Here is a 20,635-nt window from a genome sequence, read left to right as displayed (position 1 = left end):
ATTCGATACTGTCAAGATGCCCTAGCGGCGGTAACTGCAGAGGTCTAGTATGAGCCGCACTCACGTCAGCCAGGAGGTAAACCATGTCGGCCACCAAGAAGCCTGTAAATACTCCGTTGCACTTACTCCAACAACTCTCGGGCAGCCTGCTCGAGCATCTGGAAAACGCTTGCTCCCAAGCTTTGGCTGATGCTGAAAAACTGCTCGCCAAACTGGAAAAGCAACGTGGCAAGGCGCAAGAAAAACTGCACAAGTCCCGCACCAAATTGCAGGACGCAGCTGCCGCCGGCAAAGCCAAGGCACAGACTAAAGCCAAGGGCGCAGTGAAAGAACTGGAAGACCTGCTCGATGCCTTGAAGGATCGTCAGTCCGACACTCGCAGCTACATTCTGCAACTCAAGCGCGATGCCCAGGAAAGCCTGAAACTGGCCCAGGGTGTGGGTCGCGTTCAAGAAGCCGTGGGCAAAGTTTTGTCCTCCCGTGCTGCCAAACCGGCTGCGGCACCGGCGAAGAAAGCAGCTGCCAAACCGGCGGCAGCCAAGCCTGCGGCAAAAACTGCAGCAGCTAAACCTGCTGCAAAAACGGCGGCCAAACCTGCTGCCAAGGCACCGGTGAAAGCGGCGGCCAAGCCAGCTGCCAAAACCGCTGCAAAACCTGCGGCGAAAAAACCGGCTGCGGCGAGCGCTGCAAAACTGGCGGCTAAAACCACTGCTGCGAAACCAGCTGCCGCCAAGCCAGCTGCACGTACTGCCGCTGCCAAGCCAGCTGCAAAACCAGCCTCGAGCAAAGCTGCTCCAGCGAAAGCCGCCGCTGCCAAACCGGCTGCAAAACCAGCCCCGAGCAAAGCTGCTCCAGCGAAAGCCGCCGCTGCCAAACCGGCTGCAAAACCAGCCCCGAGCAAAGCTGCTCCAGCGAAAACTGCCGCTGCCAAACCAGCCGCAAAACCTGCTGCGAAAACCGCCGCTGCCAAGCCAGCCGCAAAACCGGCTGCAGCTAAACCGGCTGCAAAAACTGCCGCCAAGCCGGCTGCAAAACCAGCCGTAAAGGCTACGGCCAAACCGGCAGCCAAGCCAGCCGCCGTGGCTAAACCAGCGACCACTGCTGCCAAGCCTGCGGCCGCCAAGCCAGCTGCAAAACCAGCCGTGAAAAAGCCAGCCGCTGCCAAACCAGCCGCTGCCAAACCAGCCGCTGCCAAACCAACTGCCGCCAAACCAGCTGCCAAGCCAACCGCGCCAGCCACTCCGGCTACGCCAGCAGCCGCTGCGCCAGCCGCTACTACCTCGACCCCTTCGACGGCGCCATCGCCAGCTGCTGCGTCGAGCGCCAGCAACAACCCGACCAGCGCTTCCTAAGTGCCGGTTGCCGCGACGCGCAGCACTTGCAGCGCGTCGCGGTTCGGGCTGGCCGCCGTGCCGGCCAATTCTTCAAGCCAGGTTATTGAACCTGCGTCGTTGCGCATCCACTCCTGCGCCACACCCTCAAGCCGTGACAGCAACGTTCGCTCAGCCTCGAGCTCGAGTGATTTGATCTGCTCGCGCATGCCTTTCAACACCGCGTCATCAACTGCCTGCGCTTTCCACTGCATACGCAGTGTTCGTAGCGGCTGCACCACCTCGGTATCCCAAGGCTCGGTCAGCGCCTGAAGCAGTCGTACGCGTTGTTCATCGCAGGTCACTTTGCGTTGCTCCAGCCATACACCACACAGCAGCAGGCACACATTCGCGCCCGCCGTCTGCAGTTGCAGGCAGGCGTCTTCCACACCCGGTCGGGCGTAGGTGGCAAGGGAAAAGCTCCACAGGTCAGAGGACATCGTGCTACTCGCGCCAGTTGTGAGCGAAGCTGGTAGACTCCGCCGCCATTATGATCCGACTTCAGAACCTGACTTTACAGCGTGGCCCGCAACGTCTGCTAGAAGACGCCGAGCTGACCCTGCACGCCGGCCACAAAGCCGGCCTCATCGGTGCCAACGGCGCCGGCAAATCGAGCCTGTTCGCCTTGATCCGGGGTGAGCTGCACCCGGACTCGGGTGATTGCTTCCTGCCGGCTGACTGGCGCATCGCCCACATGCGCCAGGAGATCGAGACGCTTGAGCGTCTTGCCGTCGACTATGTGCTCGATGGCGACCTGCGTCTACGCGAGGTGCAACGTGACCTCGCCGCCGCCGAAGCGGCGCACGACGGTGCCGCTCAGGCCCGTCTGCATGCCGAACTCGACAGCGCCGACGGTTACACCGCCGATGCGCGGGCGCGAAAACTGCTGGCCGGCCTGGGTTTCACCAACGAGCAGATGGATCGTCAGGTCGGCGATTTCTCCGGTGGCTGGCGGATGCGTCTGAATCTGGCGCAGGCATTGATGTGCCCGTCGGACCTGCTGTTGCTCGACGAACCGACCAACCACTTGGATCTCGACGCGATCATCTGGCTCGAAGAGTGGCTGAAAAGCTACCCGGGCACCTTGCTGCTGATTTCCCACGACCGCGATTTCCTCGATGAAGTCGTCGATCACGTGGCCCATGTCGATCAGCGCAAAATCACCCTGTATCGCGGCGGCTACACCGCATTCGAACGCGCCCGTGCCGAGCGTCTGGCCCAGCAGCAACAGGCCTACGAGAAGCAGCAGGCGCAGCGTGCGCACATGGAAAGCTACATCGCCCGTTTCAAGGCGCAAGCGACCAAGGCCCGTCAGGCACAGAGCCGGATCAAAGCGCTGGAGCGGATGGAAGAGTTGTCTGCCGCGCATGTCGATTCGCCGTTCGATTTCGTCTTCCGCGAATCAACCAAGATTTCCAGCCCGCTGATCGACCTGTCCGATGCGAGCCTGGGTTATGGCGACAAAACCATCCTCGAGAAGGTCAGGCTGCAATTGACCCCGGGGGCGCGGATTGGCCTGCTCGGGCCGAACGGCGCGGGTAAATCGACGCTGATCAAGAACCTCGCCGGCGAGCTGTCACCGATCGCCGGACGCCTGACCCGTGGCGAGAACACCGTGGTCGGCTACTTCGCTCAGCATCAGCTCGATTCGCTGGACTCCAAGGCCAGCCCGTTGCTGCACATGCAGCGTCTGGCGCCGACCGAACGCGAGCAGACCCTGCGCGATTTCCTCGGCGGTTTCGACTTCCGTGGTGCGCGTATCGACGAGCCAGTGCTGAACTTCTCCGGTGGCGAAAAGGCGCGTCTGGCCTTGGCGTTGATCGCCTGGGAACGGCCGAACCTGTTGCTGCTCGACGAGCCGACCAACCACCTCGACCTGGAAATGCGCCTGGCGCTGACCATGGCGTTGCAGGAATTCAGCGGCGCGGTATTGGTGGTGTCTCACGATCGACATTTGCTCAAGAGCACCACCGACAACTTCTATCTGGTCGCTGACGGCAAGGTCGAAGAGTTCGATGGCGACCTCGAGGACTACGCACGCTGGCTGGTGGAATACCGCCAGCGCAATGCACCGGTCAGCAACACTCCGGCCAACCCGGACAAGACCGACAAGAAGGCTCAGCGTCAGGCGGCGGCTGCGTTGCGTCAGCAACTGGCCCCGCACAAGCGTGAAGCCGACAAGCTCGAAGCCGAGTTGGGCAAGCTTCACGAGAAGCTGGCCAAGGTGGATGCCAGCCTCGGTGACAGCGACATCTACGAGCCGGCGCGCAAGAACGAATTGCGTGATCTGCTGGCCGAGCAGGCCAAGCTGAAAGTGCGCGAAGCCGAGCTGGAAGAAGCGTGGATGGAAGCCCTCGAGACGCTGGAAAGCATGCAGGCGGAGCTGGAGGCGCTGTCCTGATGGAAGCGTTCAAGCTGCCGCTGCCGGCGGAGTGGATCGAGCCGATCTGGTTTGCGGTGCAGATTCTGCTGATCCTGCTGGCCGGCTACCTTACCCAGCGCTTCGTTGCCAAAGGTCTGACCCGGTTGGGTGAGCGCTATCCATTCCCGCCGCAGTTGCTGATGCCGCTGCGGGGTGTTCTACGCTGGCTGATCATGGGCAGTGCGCTGATCTTCGTTTTGGAGCGACTCGGCGTTTCGGCCACTGTTTTGTGGACGGCGCTGTCGGGTTTCGTCGCGGTGGCGGCGGTGGCGTTCTTTGCGATGTGGAGCGTGCTGTCGAACCTGCTCTGCGCGATTCTGATCTTTACCGTCGGACCGTTTCGCCTCGGGGATATCGTCGAGCTGGTGGACACCACCGACAAGCCGGGCGTCAAAGGCCGGGTGGTGGCGATCAATCTGCTCTACACCACGTTGATCGAGGCTGAAGAGCTGGGGACTGGCAGCGCCATGGTGCAGGTGCCGAACAGCTTGTTCTTCCAGCGCTCGGTGCGACGTTGGCGCGGTTCGGATGTGTTTCCGTCGAGCGGGTTCGAGAAGTAGATATTCCAAGCAAGATCAAACGATCGCAGCCTGCGGCAGCTCCTACAGGGTGAACGTCAATACCCTGTAGGAGCTGCCGGAGGCTGCGATTTTTTGCTTTTAGCCCCAATCCGCATTAGCTTGGACGTCTGTCACGATTCAGATGCGAGGTGTGCGATGGAACTACAAACATGGCTGGCGTTTTTCGCCGCCTGCTGGGTGATCAGTCTTTCCCCGGGCGCCGGCGCCATTGCGTCGATGTCCAGCGGTCTGCAATACGGTTTCTGGCGCGGTTACTGGAACGCTCTCGGCCTGCAGATTGGCCTGGCTGTGCAGATCGCGATTGTCGGCGCCGGTGTTGGCGCGATCCTGACCGCTTCGGCCACGGCCTTCCACGCGATCAAATGGTTTGGTGTGGCTTACCTCGTGTATCTGGCCATCAAGCAATGGCGTGCGCTGCCCATGGACATGAGCGATGACGCCGCAGTACGGCCGATCGGCAAACCGCTGGCGCTGGTGTTCCGTGGCTTTCTGGTGAACATCAGCAACCCCAAGGCCTTGGTGTTCATGCTGGCGGTGCTGCCGCAGTTCATCAATCCCCATGCACCGCTGCTGATTCAGTACGTGGTAATCGGCGCGACCATGATTGTGGTCGACCTGATCGTCATGGCCGGCTACACCGGTCTGGCGTCCAAGGTGCTGCGCCTGCTGCGCACGCCAACCCAGCAGAAACGCATGAACCGTACGTTTGCCGGGCTGTTCATTGGCGCTGCGGCGTTTATGGCGACGTTGCGTAAAGCGGCGGTATAAACCAGCGGGCACAAAAAAGGCGACCTTTGCGGGTCGCCTTTTTTGTGGCTGGGACACAGAGCGTCCCGGAATGCATTCCCACGCGGAGCATGGGAACGATCAGGGGCCAGTCATCAGCGCAAAATCACCGGTGCGGTATCACGCGGCAAGTTGTTGCGCTGCGGCGCTTCGCGCGGCTGCTCGTAACCACCGCCACCGAGCTGCATGCTCAGTTGCCCGGCCACGTCTTCGCCCAAGGCCTTCGACACGTCACGCACCACCCGTGGGCGGTTCAGCGAGATCTTGATGTCGCGATGGTTCACCAGTTTGGTGTCCTGCGCTTCGCCCATCGCCGTGAAGGCCGAGGTGATTTCGTAGGTCTTGGTGTTGATCAGGCTGAAGTCCGCCACCAACGTCAGGCCCAGTACCGCCGAATAGCTGTCGGTGTGCGCCAGCTCGTTCATGTCCTGAGTGAAGTCGATGTCCGACACGGTGCCGAACAGCACGTAGTCGGCGCCCTTGAAGTTGCCGGCCTTGATGCGTTTGATCACGTCGTAGACGTCGCCCTTGGACGACGCGGTGTACGGCGTGCCCTGCACCAGCTGGAACATGCCGGTACGCAGAATTTCACCCTTGATGTCGCCGGTGAATTTGCGCAGCTCGCCCTGTTCGATGTAGCTGGTGCTCGCTTCGATCTCGTTGTAACTCGACGAGCCGCTGGAGCTGTAGTAACCCTCGCGGTGATTGCTCTGGGCCGAAACGATGTGGATGTATTGCTCCACACGTTCCTGATACGCCAGGTCCGTCACCGCGACTTTCGGGGCCGCTTGCGCGCTGAACGCGCAAGCCAGGGCCATCATGCCAATCCATGCGCGCATCAATTAACGCTCCGTGGTTTTGCGAATCTCTTTTTCGTCCATCCACTCGGCCAGACCGCTCTCAACGTCGATCAGTTGCAGGCTGAATTTGTAGAAGACGTCCTTGTAATCGCTGCTGCGCTTGACGATCGAGCTGATCGAGCCTTCGATGCGGTACTTGGCGGCAACCATGTTGCCAGTCTTGGCCACGGTGCTCTTCTTGTACAGGCCGCTCTGGTTTTGCAGCTTGAGCTGGTCAACCTGGCTCTGCATCGCATTGTTGTCGCTGGCGAAGCGGGCGACGCCAGTCTTCATCAGCTGAGTCTTGATGCTGGTGGTGATTTCGCGGGTGTCGATGTACTCGCTGGTCTTGTTCTTCACGTCGTAGACCTGAACCACCGGACGGCCCTGCAGAATGCCGGACTGGGCCAGCGAGCGGGTCATCGACTCGGCAATCATTTGCAGGTCGGTCGAGCCGAATTCGTTGGTCACGGTTTCAACCGCTTTGGTGTCGCCATAGCTGATGTTCTTGCTGCCCAGGGTCGGCGATGTGTTGGCGCAACCGGAGGCCAGCAGGGCGATTACGGCGATGCAGGAAAAGCGTACAAACATGGGAATGCTCTCTAAAACAGAAATAGGGTGACAGGCTTACGGCGTCTTGATTTCCAGACGGAAGTCCACGGCTTTCGGGGTCGGGGCAATCCCCTGAATGAAGCTGGTCTGGGCGCCGTACATCATTTGGCTTTTCCACACTTCTTCTTCGGCAATCGGGAAACCTTCCGCACCGAGCCAGGCGAAGCGGTAGTAGAAAATCTTGTTGCTGTTGAGGGTGTTGCTCAACTGCACATTGACCGTCATGAAGCCGTTTTCGCGGGCGACGCGCATGGCGCCGACGACGATGTGTTTCTGCGGACCCATGGCCACGACTTTGCTCGCGGCGCTGCCCGGCTCTGGCGGTGGCGGGGTGGCGCAGCCGCTCGCCAGCAAGGCGAGGGCGGCGACGGCGATGAGTTTGAAGCGCATGCAAAGACTCCGTTCTTAAGGTTGTTTGAGGCTGGCGACGCTGGTCGCGCTGGCGCTCGGGATGACGTGTGCGGCAAGGCCTGCGGCGAACACCTGGTTGCCCACGGCGCGCAGGCTGATCACCTGATAACGCTGATCGACAGTGACCTTGACCACCGAACCGCCGACGGCGCTCGGCAGACTGACTTGGTGCTCGCCTTTCTTCAAGCGCAGACGCACCACTTGGGTGTTGTCCGGCAGGGTACGCCACGTACGGGTATCGGCACCTTCGAGCACAGCTGAAGAGATACCGACGGCCAGACCGGCCAGTGGGTTGGTTTCGTTGATCTTCTTCTGGGCCACGCCTTTGGTGATCGCCCGCACAGTGGTGCGCAGGATGATCCCCGGCATGTCGTCACGCAGGGCGCGGCGGGACATGGCGGTGGTGCTGTTGAGCGCGGTCAGATCGACTTGCTGACCATCGACACCGATTTGTGCGAACGGCGCAGTGGAAGTGTCCGGTTTGATGATCGGGAACGACAGCGGCGTGATCACGACGTTGTTGGAGATTGGCAATGGCAATGGTACGCGGATCGAATCGCGGGCCGGCGCCAGACCGCTTTGCACCACGATCAGAATGTCGCTGTCGTCGGACTTGCCCGGTTTGTCGAGGTTGACCAGTGCCTGCTCCAGCAGCGGCGTGTTCGGGCGCAGTTCGGCGGCCTTGCGGTAGCCCGGTGCAGCCAGGCCTTTCTCGCCCAAGGCTTCATAGACGAAACCGGACAGGTAATGGCTGAACGCACTCTGGTAGCTGTTTTTCAGGCCAACCACTTCCGGCGCATCGAGACTGGCGACCGGGTAGCCTTGCAGGTCCTTGTACTGCGTCTTGATGCCTTCTTTCTCGGCCTCTTCCTCGCTCTTGAGGTATTCCTTGTCGCGCAGCTCGGCGATCACTGCCTCACGTTCGTGAGTCTTCTTGATCGCGGTGCGTGCACCGTCGAAATCGTTGACCGCCAGCAGGTTCAGGGCCATCTGCGTGGTCAGCATGACTTTTTCGTAGTCATAGCCTTCGTAGCGACGCACTTTGTCGTTGACCAGGAAACTGCCGAACTGGGCCAGGTACTTGTCGGTATCGAGCTTGACCGAGTCTTCCCACTTGCCAACCACCTGGTCGGCGCTGGTCCAGGCATTCTGGCTGCCGGAGAGGTCGCCCTTGGCGCGCAGCAACTCACCTTTCTCGAAGTAATAGAGCAGGTCTTTATCAGGGCCGGTGTTGTTCTTCTCCAGCAGAGTCAGCGCGGCGTCGACGTTGCCGGTGGCCAGTTGCTGATTGGTCTGTGCCAATTCAGAGTCGTAGTTGCGAAACGCCGAACAGCCGGACAGCAGGGTGACGGCGCTGAGCGCGATCAGAGTGGGGGCGCGGAATGCCATGGGGGTACTTCTTCCCTGGAGTAACTACAGCCGCGGATGCTGGTCGGGCTGGTGTGACCCATCGACAGTGGCGTTGGCCTCCTGCCAATTCCTCATAACCAGAGGAGCTTTTATGCCGTATCGCGATAGCGAGGGCGCGGCATTATAAGCGTGTGCTGATGGCTATGTAATAGCTTTTTAATTTCACTGCTTAGTCGGGTGCCACTACTGTCCGGGACCGCCAGCGTTCGTAGGTTCGGGTACTTCGGGCAACACCAGTGCAGACCCCACGTAATAGTTCATGCCCATGAATACCCGCAGATTGAACACCTGATGGTTCTGGTCGACGCGCACGGTGAACCCGTCCGCTGCACGCAAGTACGGGAAGCTCACGCGGTGCAGGCCTTTTTTCAGGCGCAGACGGGCGACCAGGGTTTTATCCGGCAGTGTGCGCCAGGTTCGTGTGTCAGCTTCCTCGAAAGGATCGTGATCGGTCACCACCAGCGAAGCCTTGGCCGGATCGCGTTCGTTCTTTTGCGCCTGGCTGATGGCGGCCATGTTGGCGCGGAACATGGCGCGGGAAATGATCGCCGGCATGTCATCGCGCAAGGTGCGCATGGCCATGTCCGTGACGCTGTTGATCATCGTCAGCGGGTATTGTTTACCATCGACGAGCACGCTTGGAACCGGAGGTGTGAGAGTGTCGGGCACCATCACCGGGAATGAAATCGGGGCGACAATCGTCAGGTTTTCGTTCAGCCGCACCGGGATCGGCACTTGCACCGAACTGCGTGCCGGGGCGAAGCCAGCCTGGACCACGATCAGAATCTCGCTTTCATCGCCTGCCGGTCCGGGTTTGTCCAGATTGCGCAGAGCGTTTTCGAGAAACCGCAGGCCCGGGCGCAATTCGATCGCCTGTCGATAGCCGGGTGCCGCGAGCGTACGCTCGCCCAAGGCTTCATAGGTGAAGCCAGCCAGATAATGACTGAACGCACTCTGGTAGCCATTCTTCAGCGCGATGACTTGCGGAGCGTCGAGGATGGTCACCGGATAGCCTTGCAAATCTTTGTAATGCAGCGTGATCCCTTGGCTTTTGGCTTGCTCTTCAGCTTCTTCGTATTGCCTTTCGCGCTGGCGGGCAATCAGGGTTTCCCGCTCGTGGGTTTTCTTGATGTCGGCCCGGGCACCGTCGAAATCGTTTTCCGCCAGTTGGTTGAGCGCCATCTCGGTGGTCAGCATGACTTTTTCGTAGTCGTAGCCCTCGTAACGCAGCAGCTTGTCGTTGACCAGCATCGTGCCCATTTCGTTGCCGAAGCGGGTCAGCAGTTTGATTGGAGCTGAGGGGGTAGTCTCCTCACGCTGGAAAATCATCCGGTCGGCACTGCGCCAGGCTTCCTGGCTTTTTGGCAGGTTGGTGCCGGCGCTGAGAATCGCGCCGCGCTCCAGGTAATACAGCAGATCCTTGTCTTCCCAAGGATTGTGCAGCTCCATCAGGTAGAGCGCTTCGTTCAGATTGCCCTGCGCCATCTGGTCGATGGTCTGCTGCATTTCCTGATCGTAATTGCGATAAGCGGCGCAACCGCTCAGTTGCACGATGAGGCTGAGCAGCAGGCAGAACGGCAGACAATGGCGCATGGAGACGGGTTCTTCCTTGAACGGCAAAAGCACGGGGGTGACGCATTATAGGGGCGCTTTGCTGCTGCCGGGTGGGTAAGGATTACGCTAGGCTTGCGCGCTCAGCGATCAACAAGTCGGGAACTCTCGATGAATCAACTGCAAGCCATGCGCGCCTTTTGTTGCATTGTCGAGTGTCGCGGTTTCAGTGCTGCGGCTGAACGGCTCGAGACCACGCACTCGACCATCTCCCGGCAGTTGCAACAACTGGAGGCTGAACTCGGCACGCGTCTGATCAATCGCAACACCCGGCGTTTCAGCCTGACCACGGCGGGGCAGCAGTATTATGTCGCCTGCGTGGATATTCTTGATCGTCTCGATCAGGCCGCTGTGGCGGTCGGTCAGGCCCATGAGAAACCCAGTGGTATCTTGCGCATCAGTGCCCCCGTGGTCATCGGTACGCTGGAACTGGCGAAGTGGCTGCCAGGGTTTCAACAGCGTTATCCCGAAATTGAAGTCGATCTGTCCTGCGATGACCGTTTTGTCGATCTGATCGCCGAAGGCTTCGACGTCGCGTTGCGCATCTGCGGGCCGCTAGAAGATTCGTCTTTGGTGGCGCGTTTGCTCACGGTTTCGCCGATGCTGCTGGTCGCGTCACCGGCCTATATCGCACGGCACGGATTGGTACGGCAGGTGCGGGAACTGGCCGGGCACTCGTTGCTGGCGTTTGCCGGTGGCAGCGACTGGACGCTGACTGATGCGCGCGGAGTTGCCACGCAGATCCGTGCGAATGGGCGCTTCAAGGCCGATTCGATCAGCTCGTTGCACGCCGCCGCATTAGCCGGTGTGGGCATCGCCGCGTTCACTCGGGCGACGGTGCAGGAGGATTTGTCGAGTGGGCGCCTAGTGCAGATGCTGCCCAATTGCACCCTCGGTCAGCGGCACTATTACGCGCTGTATCCCCACGCGCGGCACGTGGCGCTCAAGGTCAAAGTGTTTGTTGAATTCATGGCTGAACACTACCGAAGTGTCGACGCCCCCTTGCGCTGAGTGCCGACAAAGCTTGAGGGATTGGCCGCCGGAGTGAACAATATGTAACTCCGTATTTCCCCTTGAGACTCCTTCATGACTGCCTCGTCCCGATTTCTGGCCTGGCTGGTGTTCCCGTTGTTTGCCCTGAGCAGCTTTAATCTGCTGGCCGATACCGTGGAAGGCGCGCCCCAGGCGCTGCACCTGCTCGATTACATCAGCGCCGACTATCCGCCGACAGTAGCGGCGGGCAAGGTGGTTGATGACGCCGAGTACCGTGAGCAACTGGAATTTACCCGAGCGCTGCAAGGCCTGATCGCCGGCATGCCGGCCAAGCCTGAAAAGGCTGCGCTGGAGCAGGGCGTTGACGCCCTGCACGCGGCGATCACCACAAAACAGGACGGCGCCGAAGTGGCCCGTCAGGCGCGGCAGCTGGGCGCACAACTGGCGGTGGCGTATGAGGTCAGCCAGGCACCGATCATCACCCCCGATCCCACCCGGGGTGCGCCGCTGTATGCGCAAAATTGCTCGGTGTGCCACGGCGACAGCGGCGCCGGTGACGGCCCGGCGGGCCTCGGCATGACCCCGGCACCCGCCAATCTGCGTGATGCGGCGCGGTTGGATCACCTGAGCCTGTACGCGATCTACAACACCCTCGGCCAAGGCGTTGAAGGCACCGACATGCCGGCGTTTGCCGATCAGCTTGACGATCGTCAGCGTTGGGATCTGGCGACTTACATCGCCGGCTTCAGTGCCGATCCGGCGGCAGCCAAAGCCGAGAAGACCTACAACATCGCCGATCTGGCCCGTCAGACACCGGCCGAGGTGCAGGCCGCCGAAGGCGCGCAAGCGGCGGCGACCTTCCGTGCACAACGCGCGCAGCCGCCGCAGGTCAAGCGTGGCCCGGCGCAGTTGCTCGACTACACCGCCGCAACGCTGGACAAGAGCCTTGCCGCGTACCGCGCCGGTGAACACGATCAGGCTTACGACCTGTCGGTCGCGGCCTATCTGGAAGGCTTCGAACTGGTCGAAAGCTCGCTGGATAACGTCGACGCCAATGTGCGCAAGGACACCGAAAAATCCCTGATGGCTTACCGGCAATCGTTGCAGGACGGCTTGCCGGTCGCGCAGGCCGAGCAGCGCCTGGACGCTGCCAAAGCCAAGCTTAAAGAGTCCGCCGGGTTGCTCGGCAGTGACGGCTTGAGCTGGTCGCTGAGCTACATTTCCGGTCTGCTGATTCTGTTGCGCGAAGGTCTGGAAGCGATTCTGGTGCTGGCGGCCATCCTCGCCTTTCTGCGCAACACCGGCCAGCAATCGGCGGTGCGCAGCGTCAACGTCGGTTGGGGCCTGGCGCTGCTGGCCGGCCTCGGCACCTGGGCGTTGGCGGCTTATGTGATCGACGTCAGCGGCTCGCAGCGTGAATTGCTGGAAGGTGCGACGGCGCTGTTCGCCAGTGTGATGGTGCTGTGGCTCGGCGTGTGGATGCATGACCGTCGCCACGCAGCGGCTTGGCAGGATTACATCAAGAGCAGCCTGGTCGGTGGTGGCGGGCGTTTCGGTTTCGCGATTCTGGCGTTCTTCTCGGTGTATCGCGAGCTGTTCGAAGTGATCCTGTTTTACGAAACCCTGTGGTTGCAGGCCGGTCCTGCCGGGCATGACGCGGTGCTCGCCGGCGGTGCGACCGCACTGGTGCTGCTGGTGGGTCTGGCGTGGGTGATCCTGCGCGGTTCGGCGAAACTGCCGCTGACGCTGTTTTTCAGCATCAACGCCGCATTGCTCTGCGCGTTGTCGGTGGTATTTGCCGGACATGGCGTGAAGGCGTTGCAGGAAGCCGGGATCTTCGGCACGCGGCCGGTGGCGTTCTTTGAATTCGATTGGCTGGGGATCCATGCCGATGCGTATTCGTTGACGGCGCAGGCGGTGGCGATTCTGGCGATTGTGCTGTTGTATGGGCGTAGTTGGGTGGCGGAGAAGCGGCGGGTTTCGCCTGCTTGATTGAGTGATCCCTAAAGGATCGTCCGATCGCGGCCCGAGCCTGCGGCAGCTCCTACTGGGACAGCGCATGTCGCAATATTGCGGCGCGACGCGCACTCTGCAGGAGCTGCCGCAGGCTGCGATCTTTTGCTTTCAGAGGTAAAGAAAATGCGTGTATGGATCGATGCCGACGCCTGCCCACGAGCGGCGAAGGATCTGGTGGTGAAATTCGCCCTCAAGCGCCAGTTCGAAGTGGTGTTGGTGGCCGGGCAGCCGCAGACCAAACCGGCGCTGGCCATCGTCAAACTGATCGTGGTGCCGAGCGGCCCGGATGCGGCAGACGATTATCTGGTCGAGCACGCGGTGCCGGGTGAACTGGTGATCTGCAGCGATATCCCGCTGGCCGATCGCTTGGTGAAGAAGGGCGTCGCGGCGCTCGATCCGCGCGGCAAGGAATTCGATGCGCAGAACATGGGCGAGCGCCTAGCCGTGCGCAACCTGTTCACCGATCTGCGTGAGCAGGGGCAGATAAGTGGCGGCCCTGCACCGTTTGGCGATCGCGAGAAGCAGGCGTTCGCCAATGCGCTGGACCGCATCCTCACGCGCCTGACCCGCACACCCTGAGCCTTATGATGATCGTTCCCACGCTCCGCGTGGGAACGATCATACGGGGGAATCAGGCGTCGTTTTCGTGGGTCAGTTCGAGGACGCGGTCGACCAGTTTGTTGATCCCTGAAGCCGCTTCACTGATGTTCTGCGCCAGCATGTAAGCCGGGGTCGTCACCAGCTTGCGCGCCTTGTCTTCGATGATTTCCGTCACCGCACAGTCTTCGTGGGTCGCGCCCATCTTGTTCATCGCCGTGGCCGTGTCGGCGTCGTTGCCGATGGTGCAGGTCACGCCCGGGCCGTAGATCTTCGCGGCGAGTGCCGGCGAGATACACATCAGGCCGACCGGTTTGCCCGCTTCGGCAAATGCCTCGGCCAGCGCCAGCACTTCAGGCTGCACGCTGCAGCCCGCACCTTCGACGGCAAAGTTCGAGAGGTTCTTCGCCGCTCCGAAACCACCCGGCACGATCAACGCATCGAAGTCGTCGACATCGGCCTCGCGGATGTCCTTGATGTTGCCCCGGGCAATGCGCGCCGATTCCACCAGGACGTTGCGCGACTCGGGCATTTCTTCGCCGGTCAGGTGATTGATGACGTGCAATTGCGCAATGTTCGGGGCAAAGCACTGTACCTGTGCGCCGCGTTGGTCGAGGCGCAGCAGGGTGATCACGCTTTCGTGGATTTCGGCGCCGTCGTACACGCCACTGCCGGACAGGATCACTGCAACTTTTTTGCTCATGGGTTTCTCTCCAGATTCATGGCGCTAAATGTCCACTAAATTGTCGCGCGTTGCCATAGGCTCAAGTGGTGGCTGCACCTGCATGGAACGCTTTCTACATGGATCGCAACAACGGCGGGGTGTTCATTATTTGGGGTTGCCTGCTGCGTGGGCGAACGGAAGATTTCTGGCGTGAGAACGCCGTTGGCGAACTTGAATGCGCCAGCGTCGCGAGGATAAAAGTGACGTATTTGAATGAAAGGGTCGGCCAGCCCGCTCAGTGCCGGCGGGCTGTAGCGAGTCGCCAGCGAATTACTCGGCTGGCGTCTTCGGTTCGGCAGGCTTGGGCTCTTCGGCTTGATTGAGCAGTGCAGCTTTCGCGGCTTGCTCGTCGGCGTAAACCTGCTTGGCCAGACGCGCATTCTTGAAGCGGCGGCGCAGCCACAGGCCAACGCCAAGAATCAGCAGCGCACCCAGTACCCACAGCTCGTACTTCTTGATGCTGCCGAGCATGCCTTCCAGCACCGCGCCGAAGTGGTAAGCGGCGGCGGCCAGCGCGGTCGCCCAGATTGCCGCACCAATACCGTTGAGCAGCAGATAACGTCCCGGTGGATAACCCGACAGGCCGATCGCCACTGGCATCACCGTGCGCAGACCGTAAACGAAACGGAAGCTCAACACCCAGATGTCCGGATGCTTGCGAATGTGCTCCAGCGCGCGGTCGCCCATCAACTGCCAGCGCGGTTTGCGCGCCAGCAACTTGCGCCCGTGCTTGCGGCCGAGGAAGTACCACAGCTGATCGCCGGCATAGCTGCCGAAGAACGCCACAACCACCACCAGGTTGATGTCCATGTATCCACGGAACGCGAGGAAGCCCGCGAGCACCAGAATGGTTTCGCCTTCGAAGAACGTGCCGAGGAACAAGGCAAAGTAGCCAAAGTCATGCAGAAATTGTTGGAGCATTGTCTGGGTGCTGGCGAAATGAACGCGCAGCCTAACCCTTCGGACACATTCATGAAAGTGTCCAAATGTGTCTCGACGTGAACAATTCCTACACTGAGAATGGAATGCGGCTACGTGACACAGGTCTCACATAACTGTCATCTGTTCGTCATAATGGCCGTCTATAACTGTCACGCTCGCCCGTTTGCGCGGGCTCAGGAGTCTGCCGTGAGCTTTACCCCAGCCAACCGTTTGTTCCCAGCCACACGCCTGCGCCGCAATCGTCGTGATGATTTTTCGCGTCGGCTGGTGCGGGAAAATGTGCTGACGGTCGATGACTTGATCCTGCCGGTGTTCGTGCTCGACGGTGAAAACCGCCGCGAAGCCGTGGCCTCGATGCCCGGGGTAGAGCGGCTGACTATCGATCTTTTGCTCGAGGAAGCAGCCAAGTGGGTTGAGCTGGGGATTCCGGCGCTGGCGCTGTTCCCGGTCACTCCGGCCGGATTGAAATCCCTCGACGCCGCCGAAGCCTGGAATCCTCAAGGCATCGCTCAGCGCGCAACCCGCGCCCTGCGTGAGCGTTTCCCGGAACTGGGGGTGATCACCGACGTCGCGCTCGATCCGTTCACCACCCACGGTCAGGACGGCATCCTCGACGAAGAAGGCTACGTGCAGAATGACATTACCGTCGACGCACTGGTCCGCCAGGCCTTGTCCCATGCTGAGGCCGGCGCTCAGGTCGTCGCGCCGTCTGACATGATGGACGGTCGCATTCAGGCGATCCGCGAAGCGCTGGAAATCGCCGGTCATGTCAACGTGCGGATCATGGCGTATTCGGCCAAGTACGCCAGCGCCTATTACGGCCCGTTCCGTGATGCGGTGGGCTCTGCGTCAAACCTCGGCAAAGCCAACAAGGCCTCCTATCAGATGGACCCGGCCAACAGCGACGAAGCGCTGCACGAAGTCGGGGCGGACTTGTCTGAAGGCGCGGACATGGTCATGGTCAAACCGGGCATGCCGTACCTGGACATTCTTTTCCGGGTAAAAGATGCCTTCAAAGTGCCGACCTTCGTCTACCAGGTTAGCGGCGAATACGCCATGCACATGGCGGCAATCCAGAATGGCTGGTTGAGCGAGGCGGTGATTCTCGAATCACTGACCGCCTTTAAACGTGCCGGCGCTGATGGCATCCTGACTTACTTTGCTGTCCGCGCCGCTCAATTGTTACGAGAGCAGAAATAGCCCTCCCAGGAACATTCAATGAATACCGAAGGACTCACGGAAGTTGCAGTAAAAGAAGCTCAACCGGTGGTCGAGCAAATCACCGAGACCCCGCCGGAACTGGAGCCTGCGCCACCCGCGCCGGTGGCCGAACCTGCGGCGGCGGTGCCGGCGATTGCCATTCCCGGTCTGGATGACAGCAGCCTGTATATCCACCGCGAGCTCTCGCAACTGCAATTCAACATCCGCGTGCTGGAACAGGCGCTGGACGAGTCCTATCCGTTGCTGGAACGCTTGAAGTTCCTGCTGATCTTCTCCAGCAACCTCGACGAATTCTTTGAGATCCGTGTCGCCGGCCTGAAGAAACAGATCACCTTCGCCCGTGAACAGGCTGGTGCCGATGGTCTGCAGCCGCATCAAGCGCTGGCGCGGATCAGCGAGCTGGTCCACGGTCACGTTGACCGGCAGTACGCAATCCTCAACGACATCCTGCTGCCGGAGCTGGAAAAGCATCAGGTGCGCTTTATCCGTCGCCGTAACTGGACGACCAAACTGAAGACTTGGGTTCGTCGCTATTTCCGTGACGAGATCGCGCCGATCATCACCCCGATCGGCCTCGACCCGACGCACCCGTTCCCGTTGCTGGTGAACAAGAGCCTGAACTTCATCGTCGAGCTGGAAGGCATCGACGCCTTCGGTCGCGACTCCGGTCTGGCGATCATCCCGGCGCCGCGCCTGCTGCCACGGATCATCAAGGTGCCGGAAGAAGTCGGCGGCCCGGGCGACAACTATGTGTTCCTCTCGTCGATGATCCACGCCCACGCCGATGACCTGTTCCAGGGCATGAAGGTGAAGGGCTGCTACCAGTTCCGCCTGACCCGAAACGCCGACCTGGCGCTCGACTCCGAAGACGTCGAAGACCTGGCCCGCGCCCTGCGTGGCGAGCTGTTCTCGCGTCGTTACGGCGATGCGGTGCGTCTGGAAGTCGCTGACACTTGTCCCAAACATCTCTCGGACTACCTGCTCAAGCAGTTCAACCTGAGCGAGAGCGAGCTGTATCAGGTCAATGGCCCGGTCAACCTGACGCGGCTGTTCAGCATCACCGGTCTGGACAGCCATCCGGAGCTGCAATACACGCCGTTTACTCCGCAGATCCCGAAACTGCTGCAGAACAGCGAAAACATCTTCAGCGTGGTCAGCAAGCAGGACATCCTCCTGCTGCACCCGTTCGAGTCGTTCACTCCGGTGGTCGACCTGCTGCGTCAGGCGGCGAAAGACCCGCACGTTCTGGCCGTACGCCAGACCCTGTACCGTTCTGGCGCCAACTCCGAGATCGTCGATGCGCTGGTGGATGCCGCGCGTAACGGCAAGGAAGTGACGGCGGTCATCGAACTGCGCGCACGCTTTGACGAAGAGTCCAACCTGCAACTGGCCAGCCGTCTGCAAGCGGCCGGTGCGGTGGTGATCTACGGCGTGGTCGGCTTCAAGACCCACGCCAAGATGATGCTGATCCTGCGTCGCGAAGCCGGCGAAATCGTCCGCTACGCGCACCTCGGCACCGGTAACTACCACGCCGGCAACGCCAAGCTGTACACCGACTACAGCCTGCTGACTTCCGACGACGCCTTGTGCGAAGACGTCGGCAAACTGTTCAGCCAGTTGATCGGCATGGGTAAGACCCTGCGCATGAAGAAGCTGCTGCATGCGCCGTTCACCCTGAAGAAGGGCATGCTCGACATGATCACCCGCGAGACGCAATTTGCGCTCGACGGCAAACCGGCGCACATCATCGCCAAGTTCAACTCGCTGACCGATCCGAAGATCATCCGCGCGCTGTACAAGGCCAGTCAGTCCGGCGTGCGCATCGATCTGGTGGTGCGCGGCATGTGCTGCCTGCGTCCGGGCATCGCCGGGGTTTCGCACAACATCCATGTGCGCTCGATCATCGGCCGCTTCCTCGAACACACCCGCGTGTTCTACTTCCTCAATGGTGGCGATGAGCAGATGTTCCTCTCCAGCGCCGACTGGATGGAGCGCAACCTCGACAAGCGCGTCGAGACTTGCTTCCCGGTAGAAGGCAAGAAGCTGCTGACCCGGGTGAAGAAAGAGCTGGAGCTGTACCTGACCGACAACACCCACAGCTGGAGCCTGCAGTCGGATGGCCGCTACATCCGCAACACGCCGACCGGCAACCAGAACCCGCGCAGTGCGCAGGCGACGTTGCTGGAGCGGTTGGGCAGCCCGATTCTGCCAGTGAGCAGCTGAGAGCTGAGAGCTGAAAGTCAAAAGCCCCTCACCCTAACCCTCTCCCGGAGGGAGAGGGGACTGACCGGGTTGGATGGGCGAGTTACGCCGACCTGAACTACCTAGTCGAACTCAGGTTTTGAACTTCACGCGGTCGGCTCCCTTTCCCCCTCTACCCCCTTGGGGGAGAGGGCTGGGGTGAGGGGGATCGATCTTGATTACACCGCCTGAACCCAAGCGAACACCCAATAAAAAAGGCGATCCAGAAGGATCGCCTTTTTTATGTCCAATCGAGACTCAGTGAACGGTCAGGACAATCCCCACCCGCGTCAGCCAATCCGCCTCAAGCCCGAAATCCGCCTGAGTCAGCTGATTCTCATCCAGCCAGTTCTCCGGGAATTCCACATCCAGGGTGTTGCCCTTGGCGTGCAACACCACCTGCGGCATCGTCTGCGTGCCACGAATGTGGTGGAACAGGATCGCAAAGCGCAGCAGCACGCACAGGCGGATCAGCTTGTCACCGTCGTCACCGAAATCGGCAAACTTGTCCTTGGGAATGTTGCGGCGGTGGCCGCGCACCAGCAGGGCGAGCATTTGCTGGTCTTCGCGAGAGAAACCGGCAAGGTCGGAGTGTTCGATCAGGTATGCGCCGTGCTTATGGTAGTGATAGTGCGCGATGTCGAGACCGACTTCGTGCACTTTCGCCGCCCAGCCAAGGAGCTCGCGCCAGATGCCGTCATCCAGCTCCCAGTCCACCGCGACCTGATCGAACGCGTGCAAGGCTTTGCGCTCAACTCGGGCCGCCTGTTCGAGATCGACGTGATAACGCTCCATCAACGAAGTCAGGGTGCGCTCGCGCACGTCTTCATGATGATGACGGCCGAGCAGGTCGTAGAGCACGCCTTCACGCAGGGCGCCGTCGCAGTGATCCATGCGTTGCAGTTCAAGGGCGTCGAAAATTGCTTCGAGAATCGCCAGACCCGCCGGGAAGATTGTCCGGCGATCAGGCTTGATGCCTTCGAAATCGATCTTGTCGACGTCACCGAGCTTGAACAGGCGGCGCTTGAGCCACGCCAGACCTTCGGCATTCACTTCACCAGTGCCGTGCCCGCCGGCCTTCAGCGCCAGGCCGATGGCGCGGATGGTGCCCGAGGAGCCGATTGCTTCATCCCAGGTCAGGCGATGCAGGGCGTGTTCGATGCTCATGATCTCCAGCCGTGCTGCGGTGTACGCCTGGGCGTAGCGGGCCGGGGTGATCTTGCCGTCCTTGAAGTAGCGCTGGGTGAAGCTGACGCAACCCATTTGCAGGCTTTCGCGCAGCAGCGGTTCGAAGCGCTGACCAATGATGAACTCGGTGCTGCCGCCGCCGATGTCGGCCACCAGGCGTTTGCCCGGGGTGTCGGCGAGGGTGTGCGAAACCCCGAGGTAGATCAGGCGCGCTTCTTCACGGCCGGAGATGACTTCCACCGGGTGGCCGAGGATTTCTTCGGCGCGGTGGATGAATTCGAGGCGGTTGCGCGCTTCGCGCAGGGCGTTGGTGCCGACGATACGCACGGCGCCCAGCGGCATACCGTTGATCAGTTGGGCAAAACGCTTGAGGCAATCGAGGCCGCGCTGCATCGATTCTTCGTTGAGATGGCGCTCATCGTCGATACCGGCGGCGAGCTGAACCTTCTCGCCGAGGCGTTCGAGAATGCGGATCTCACCGTTCTGGGCCTTGGCCACGACCATGTGAAAGCTGTTCGAGCCCAGGTCGATTGCGGCGATCAGGGAAAGATTCTTGGCTTGGGATTGCGGCATGGTCAGGGGGTCTCGGTCAATAACCTCGACATCGTGCCACGATCAAACGCTGGCGCCAACGCGCATGGTTCAAACCCTTGATCCTGCGCATAAAAACC

18 protein-coding genes are annotated in these 20,635 nt (G+C 60.8%); 9 read left to right on the top strand and 9 right to left on the bottom strand.

Translation table 11 applies throughout. The features are described 5' to 3' along the window. Positions 1–83: 83 nt before the first annotated feature. The gene (locus P3G59_RS28255) at positions 84–1,352 is read left to right on the top strand and encodes an AlgP family protein (protein WP_277759799.1); all 1,269 of its coding nucleotides are present in this window, start codon (positions 84–86) and stop codon (positions 1,350–1,352) included. On the opposite strand, the gene P3G59_RS28250 is transcribed toward P3G59_RS28255, so the two are convergent. After that, positions 1,349–1,810: a TIGR02444 family protein gene (locus P3G59_RS28250; RefSeq protein WP_277759798.1), complete on the bottom strand. Its 462-nt coding sequence runs from the start codon at positions 1,808–1,810 to the stop codon at positions 1,349–1,351. The two genes, P3G59_RS28255 and P3G59_RS28250, sit on opposite strands and share 4 nt — an antisense overlap. Positions 1,811–1,860: 50 nt before the next feature. Here P3G59_RS28250 and P3G59_RS28245 point away from each other — a divergent pair, with 50 nt between their 5' ends. From P3G59_RS28245 to P3G59_RS28235, 3 genes are all read left to right on the top strand, one after another. Beyond that, positions 1,861–3,771, top strand: coding sequence for an ATP-binding cassette domain-containing protein (locus P3G59_RS28245; protein WP_277759797.1), 1,911 nt, complete (start codon positions 1,861–1,863; stop codon positions 3,769–3,771). After that, a complete protein-coding gene (locus P3G59_RS28240; protein WP_277759796.1) occupies positions 3,771–4,352 on the top strand; it encodes a mechanosensitive ion channel family protein in 582 nt (193 codons plus the stop codon). Before P3G59_RS28245 ends, P3G59_RS28240 begins: the two co-directional genes overlap by 1 nt. Positions 4,353–4,508: 156 nt before the next feature. Further along, the gene (locus P3G59_RS28235) at positions 4,509–5,141 is read left to right on the top strand and encodes a LysE family transporter (protein ID WP_277759795.1); all 633 of its coding nucleotides are present in this window, start codon (positions 4,509–4,511) and stop codon (positions 5,139–5,141) included. Between the two features lie 113 nt (positions 5,142–5,254). Here the strand turns inward: P3G59_RS28235 and P3G59_RS28230 are convergent, their stop codons facing one another. From P3G59_RS28230 to P3G59_RS28210, 5 genes are all read right to left on the bottom strand, one after another. Next, positions 5,255–5,998: a penicillin-binding protein activator LpoB gene (locus P3G59_RS28230; RefSeq protein WP_277759794.1), complete on the bottom strand. Its 744-nt coding sequence runs from the start codon at positions 5,996–5,998 to the stop codon at positions 5,255–5,257. Between the two features lie 3 nt (positions 5,999–6,001). After that, a complete protein-coding gene (lpoB, locus tag P3G59_RS28225; protein WP_007911129.1) occupies positions 6,002–6,589 on the bottom strand; it encodes a penicillin-binding protein activator LpoB in 588 nt (195 codons plus the stop codon). 36 nt (positions 6,590–6,625) lie between these two features. Continuing rightward, entirely contained in the window at positions 6,626–7,000 is a 375-nt protein-coding gene (locus tag P3G59_RS28220) for a YcfL family protein (protein ID WP_007911131.1), read from the bottom strand. A 15-nt stretch (positions 7,001–7,015) separates the two neighbouring features. Beyond that, entirely contained in the window at positions 7,016–8,410 is a 1,395-nt protein-coding gene (locus tag P3G59_RS28215; RefSeq protein ID WP_277759793.1) for a hypothetical protein, read from the bottom strand. Positions 8,411–8,614: 204 nt separating this feature from the next. Next, positions 8,615–10,024: a hypothetical protein gene (locus P3G59_RS28210; RefSeq protein ID WP_277759792.1), complete on the bottom strand. Its 1,410-nt coding sequence runs from the start codon at positions 10,022–10,024 to the stop codon at positions 8,615–8,617. Positions 10,025–10,153: 129 nt separating this feature from the next. Here P3G59_RS28210 and P3G59_RS28205 point away from each other — a divergent pair, with 129 nt between their 5' ends. The 3 genes from P3G59_RS28205 (at position 10,154) to P3G59_RS28195 (ending at position 13,630) form a co-directional block, all read left to right on the top strand. After that, positions 10,154–11,053: a LysR family transcriptional regulator gene (locus P3G59_RS28205; protein ID WP_277759791.1), complete on the top strand. Its 900-nt coding sequence runs from the start codon at positions 10,154–10,156 to the stop codon at positions 11,051–11,053. A 75-nt stretch (positions 11,054–11,128) separates the two neighbouring features. After that, on the top strand, positions 11,129–13,027 hold the full coding sequence (locus P3G59_RS28200; RefSeq protein WP_277759790.1) for an FTR1 family protein: 1,899 nt from the start codon (positions 11,129–11,131) through the stop codon (positions 13,025–13,027). 147 nt (positions 13,028–13,174) lie between these two features. After that, positions 13,175–13,630 carry a YaiI/YqxD family protein gene (locus P3G59_RS28195; RefSeq protein WP_277759789.1) on the top strand — a complete coding sequence of 152 codons (456 nt, stop codon included), beginning with the start codon at positions 13,175–13,177 and terminating at the stop codon, positions 13,628–13,630. Between the two features lie 52 nt (positions 13,631–13,682). On the opposite strand, the gene elbB is transcribed toward P3G59_RS28195, so the two are convergent. After that, positions 13,683–14,351, bottom strand: a complete 669-nt coding sequence (gene elbB, locus P3G59_RS28190; RefSeq protein WP_038359087.1) for an isoprenoid biosynthesis glyoxalase ElbB — start codon at positions 14,349–14,351, stop codon at positions 13,683–13,685. 291 nt (positions 14,352–14,642) lie between these two features. Then, positions 14,643–15,293, bottom strand: a complete 651-nt coding sequence (locus tag P3G59_RS28185; RefSeq protein ID WP_277759788.1) for a DedA family protein — start codon at positions 15,291–15,293, stop codon at positions 14,643–14,645. 207 nt (positions 15,294–15,500) lie between these two features. Here P3G59_RS28185 and hemB point away from each other — a divergent pair, with 207 nt between their 5' ends. Continuing rightward, entirely contained in the window at positions 15,501–16,514 is a 1,014-nt protein-coding gene (hemB, locus tag P3G59_RS28180; RefSeq protein ID WP_277759787.1) for a porphobilinogen synthase, read from the top strand. A gap of 18 nt (positions 16,515–16,532) precedes the next feature. Beyond that, entirely contained in the window at positions 16,533–18,758 is a 2,226-nt protein-coding gene (gene ppk1 / locus P3G59_RS28175; RefSeq protein ID WP_277759786.1) for a polyphosphate kinase 1, read from the top strand. Between the two features lie 276 nt (positions 18,759–19,034). Here ppk1 and ppx read toward each other — a convergent pair whose 3' ends face one another. Next, positions 19,035–20,537: an exopolyphosphatase gene (gene ppx, locus P3G59_RS28170; protein ID WP_277759785.1), complete on the bottom strand. Its 1,503-nt coding sequence runs from the start codon at positions 20,535–20,537 to the stop codon at positions 19,035–19,037. Positions 20,538–20,635: the final 98 nt, after the last annotated feature.

The organism is Pseudomonas sp. A34-9 (assembly GCF_029543085.1).
GTDB lineage: Bacteria > Pseudomonadota > Gammaproteobacteria > Pseudomonadales > Pseudomonadaceae > Aquipseudomonas.
This window is presented reverse-complemented; position numbering and strand designations above follow the sequence as displayed.

Excerpts from the sequence above, each read along its gene's own strand:
- P3G59_RS28255 (WP_277759799.1), top strand. The coding sequence starts at position 84 with ATGTCGGCCACCAAGAAGCCTGTAAATACTCCGTTGCACTTACTCCAA.
- P3G59_RS28250 (WP_277759798.1), bottom strand. The coding sequence starts at position 1,810 with ATGTCCTCTGACCTGTGGAGCTTTTCCCTTGCCACCTACGCCCGACCG.
- P3G59_RS28245 (WP_277759797.1), top strand. The coding sequence starts at position 1,861 with ATGATCCGACTTCAGAACCTGACTTTACAGCGTGGCCCGCAACGTCTG.
- P3G59_RS28240 (WP_277759796.1), top strand. The coding sequence starts at position 3,771 with ATGGAAGCGTTCAAGCTGCCGCTGCCGGCGGAGTGGATCGAGCCGATC.
- P3G59_RS28235 (WP_277759795.1), top strand. The coding sequence starts at position 4,509 with ATGGAACTACAAACATGGCTGGCGTTTTTCGCCGCCTGCTGGGTGATC.
- P3G59_RS28230 (WP_277759794.1), bottom strand. The coding sequence starts at position 5,998 with ATGCGCGCATGGATTGGCATGATGGCCCTGGCTTGCGCGTTCAGCGCG.
- lpoB (WP_007911129.1), bottom strand. The coding sequence starts at position 6,589 with ATGTTTGTACGCTTTTCCTGCATCGCCGTAATCGCCCTGCTGGCCTCC.
- P3G59_RS28220 (WP_007911131.1), bottom strand. The coding sequence starts at position 7,000 with ATGCGCTTCAAACTCATCGCCGTCGCCGCCCTCGCCTTGCTGGCGAGC.
- P3G59_RS28215 (WP_277759793.1), bottom strand. The coding sequence starts at position 8,410 with ATGGCATTCCGCGCCCCCACTCTGATCGCGCTCAGCGCCGTCACCCTG.
- P3G59_RS28210 (WP_277759792.1), bottom strand. The coding sequence starts at position 10,024 with ATGCGCCATTGTCTGCCGTTCTGCCTGCTGCTCAGCCTCATCGTGCAA.
- P3G59_RS28205 (WP_277759791.1), top strand. The coding sequence starts at position 10,154 with ATGAATCAACTGCAAGCCATGCGCGCCTTTTGTTGCATTGTCGAGTGT.
- P3G59_RS28200 (WP_277759790.1), top strand. The coding sequence starts at position 11,129 with ATGACTGCCTCGTCCCGATTTCTGGCCTGGCTGGTGTTCCCGTTGTTT.
- P3G59_RS28195 (WP_277759789.1), top strand. The coding sequence starts at position 13,175 with ATGCGTGTATGGATCGATGCCGACGCCTGCCCACGAGCGGCGAAGGAT.
- elbB (WP_038359087.1), bottom strand. The coding sequence starts at position 14,351 with ATGAGCAAAAAAGTTGCAGTGATCCTGTCCGGCAGTGGCGTGTACGAC.
- P3G59_RS28185 (WP_277759788.1), bottom strand. The coding sequence starts at position 15,293 with ATGCTCCAACAATTTCTGCATGACTTTGGCTACTTTGCCTTGTTCCTC.
- ppk1 (WP_277759786.1), top strand. The coding sequence starts at position 16,533 with ATGAATACCGAAGGACTCACGGAAGTTGCAGTAAAAGAAGCTCAACCG.
- ppx (WP_277759785.1), bottom strand. The coding sequence starts at position 20,537 with ATGCCGCAATCCCAAGCCAAGAATCTTTCCCTGATCGCCGCAATCGAC.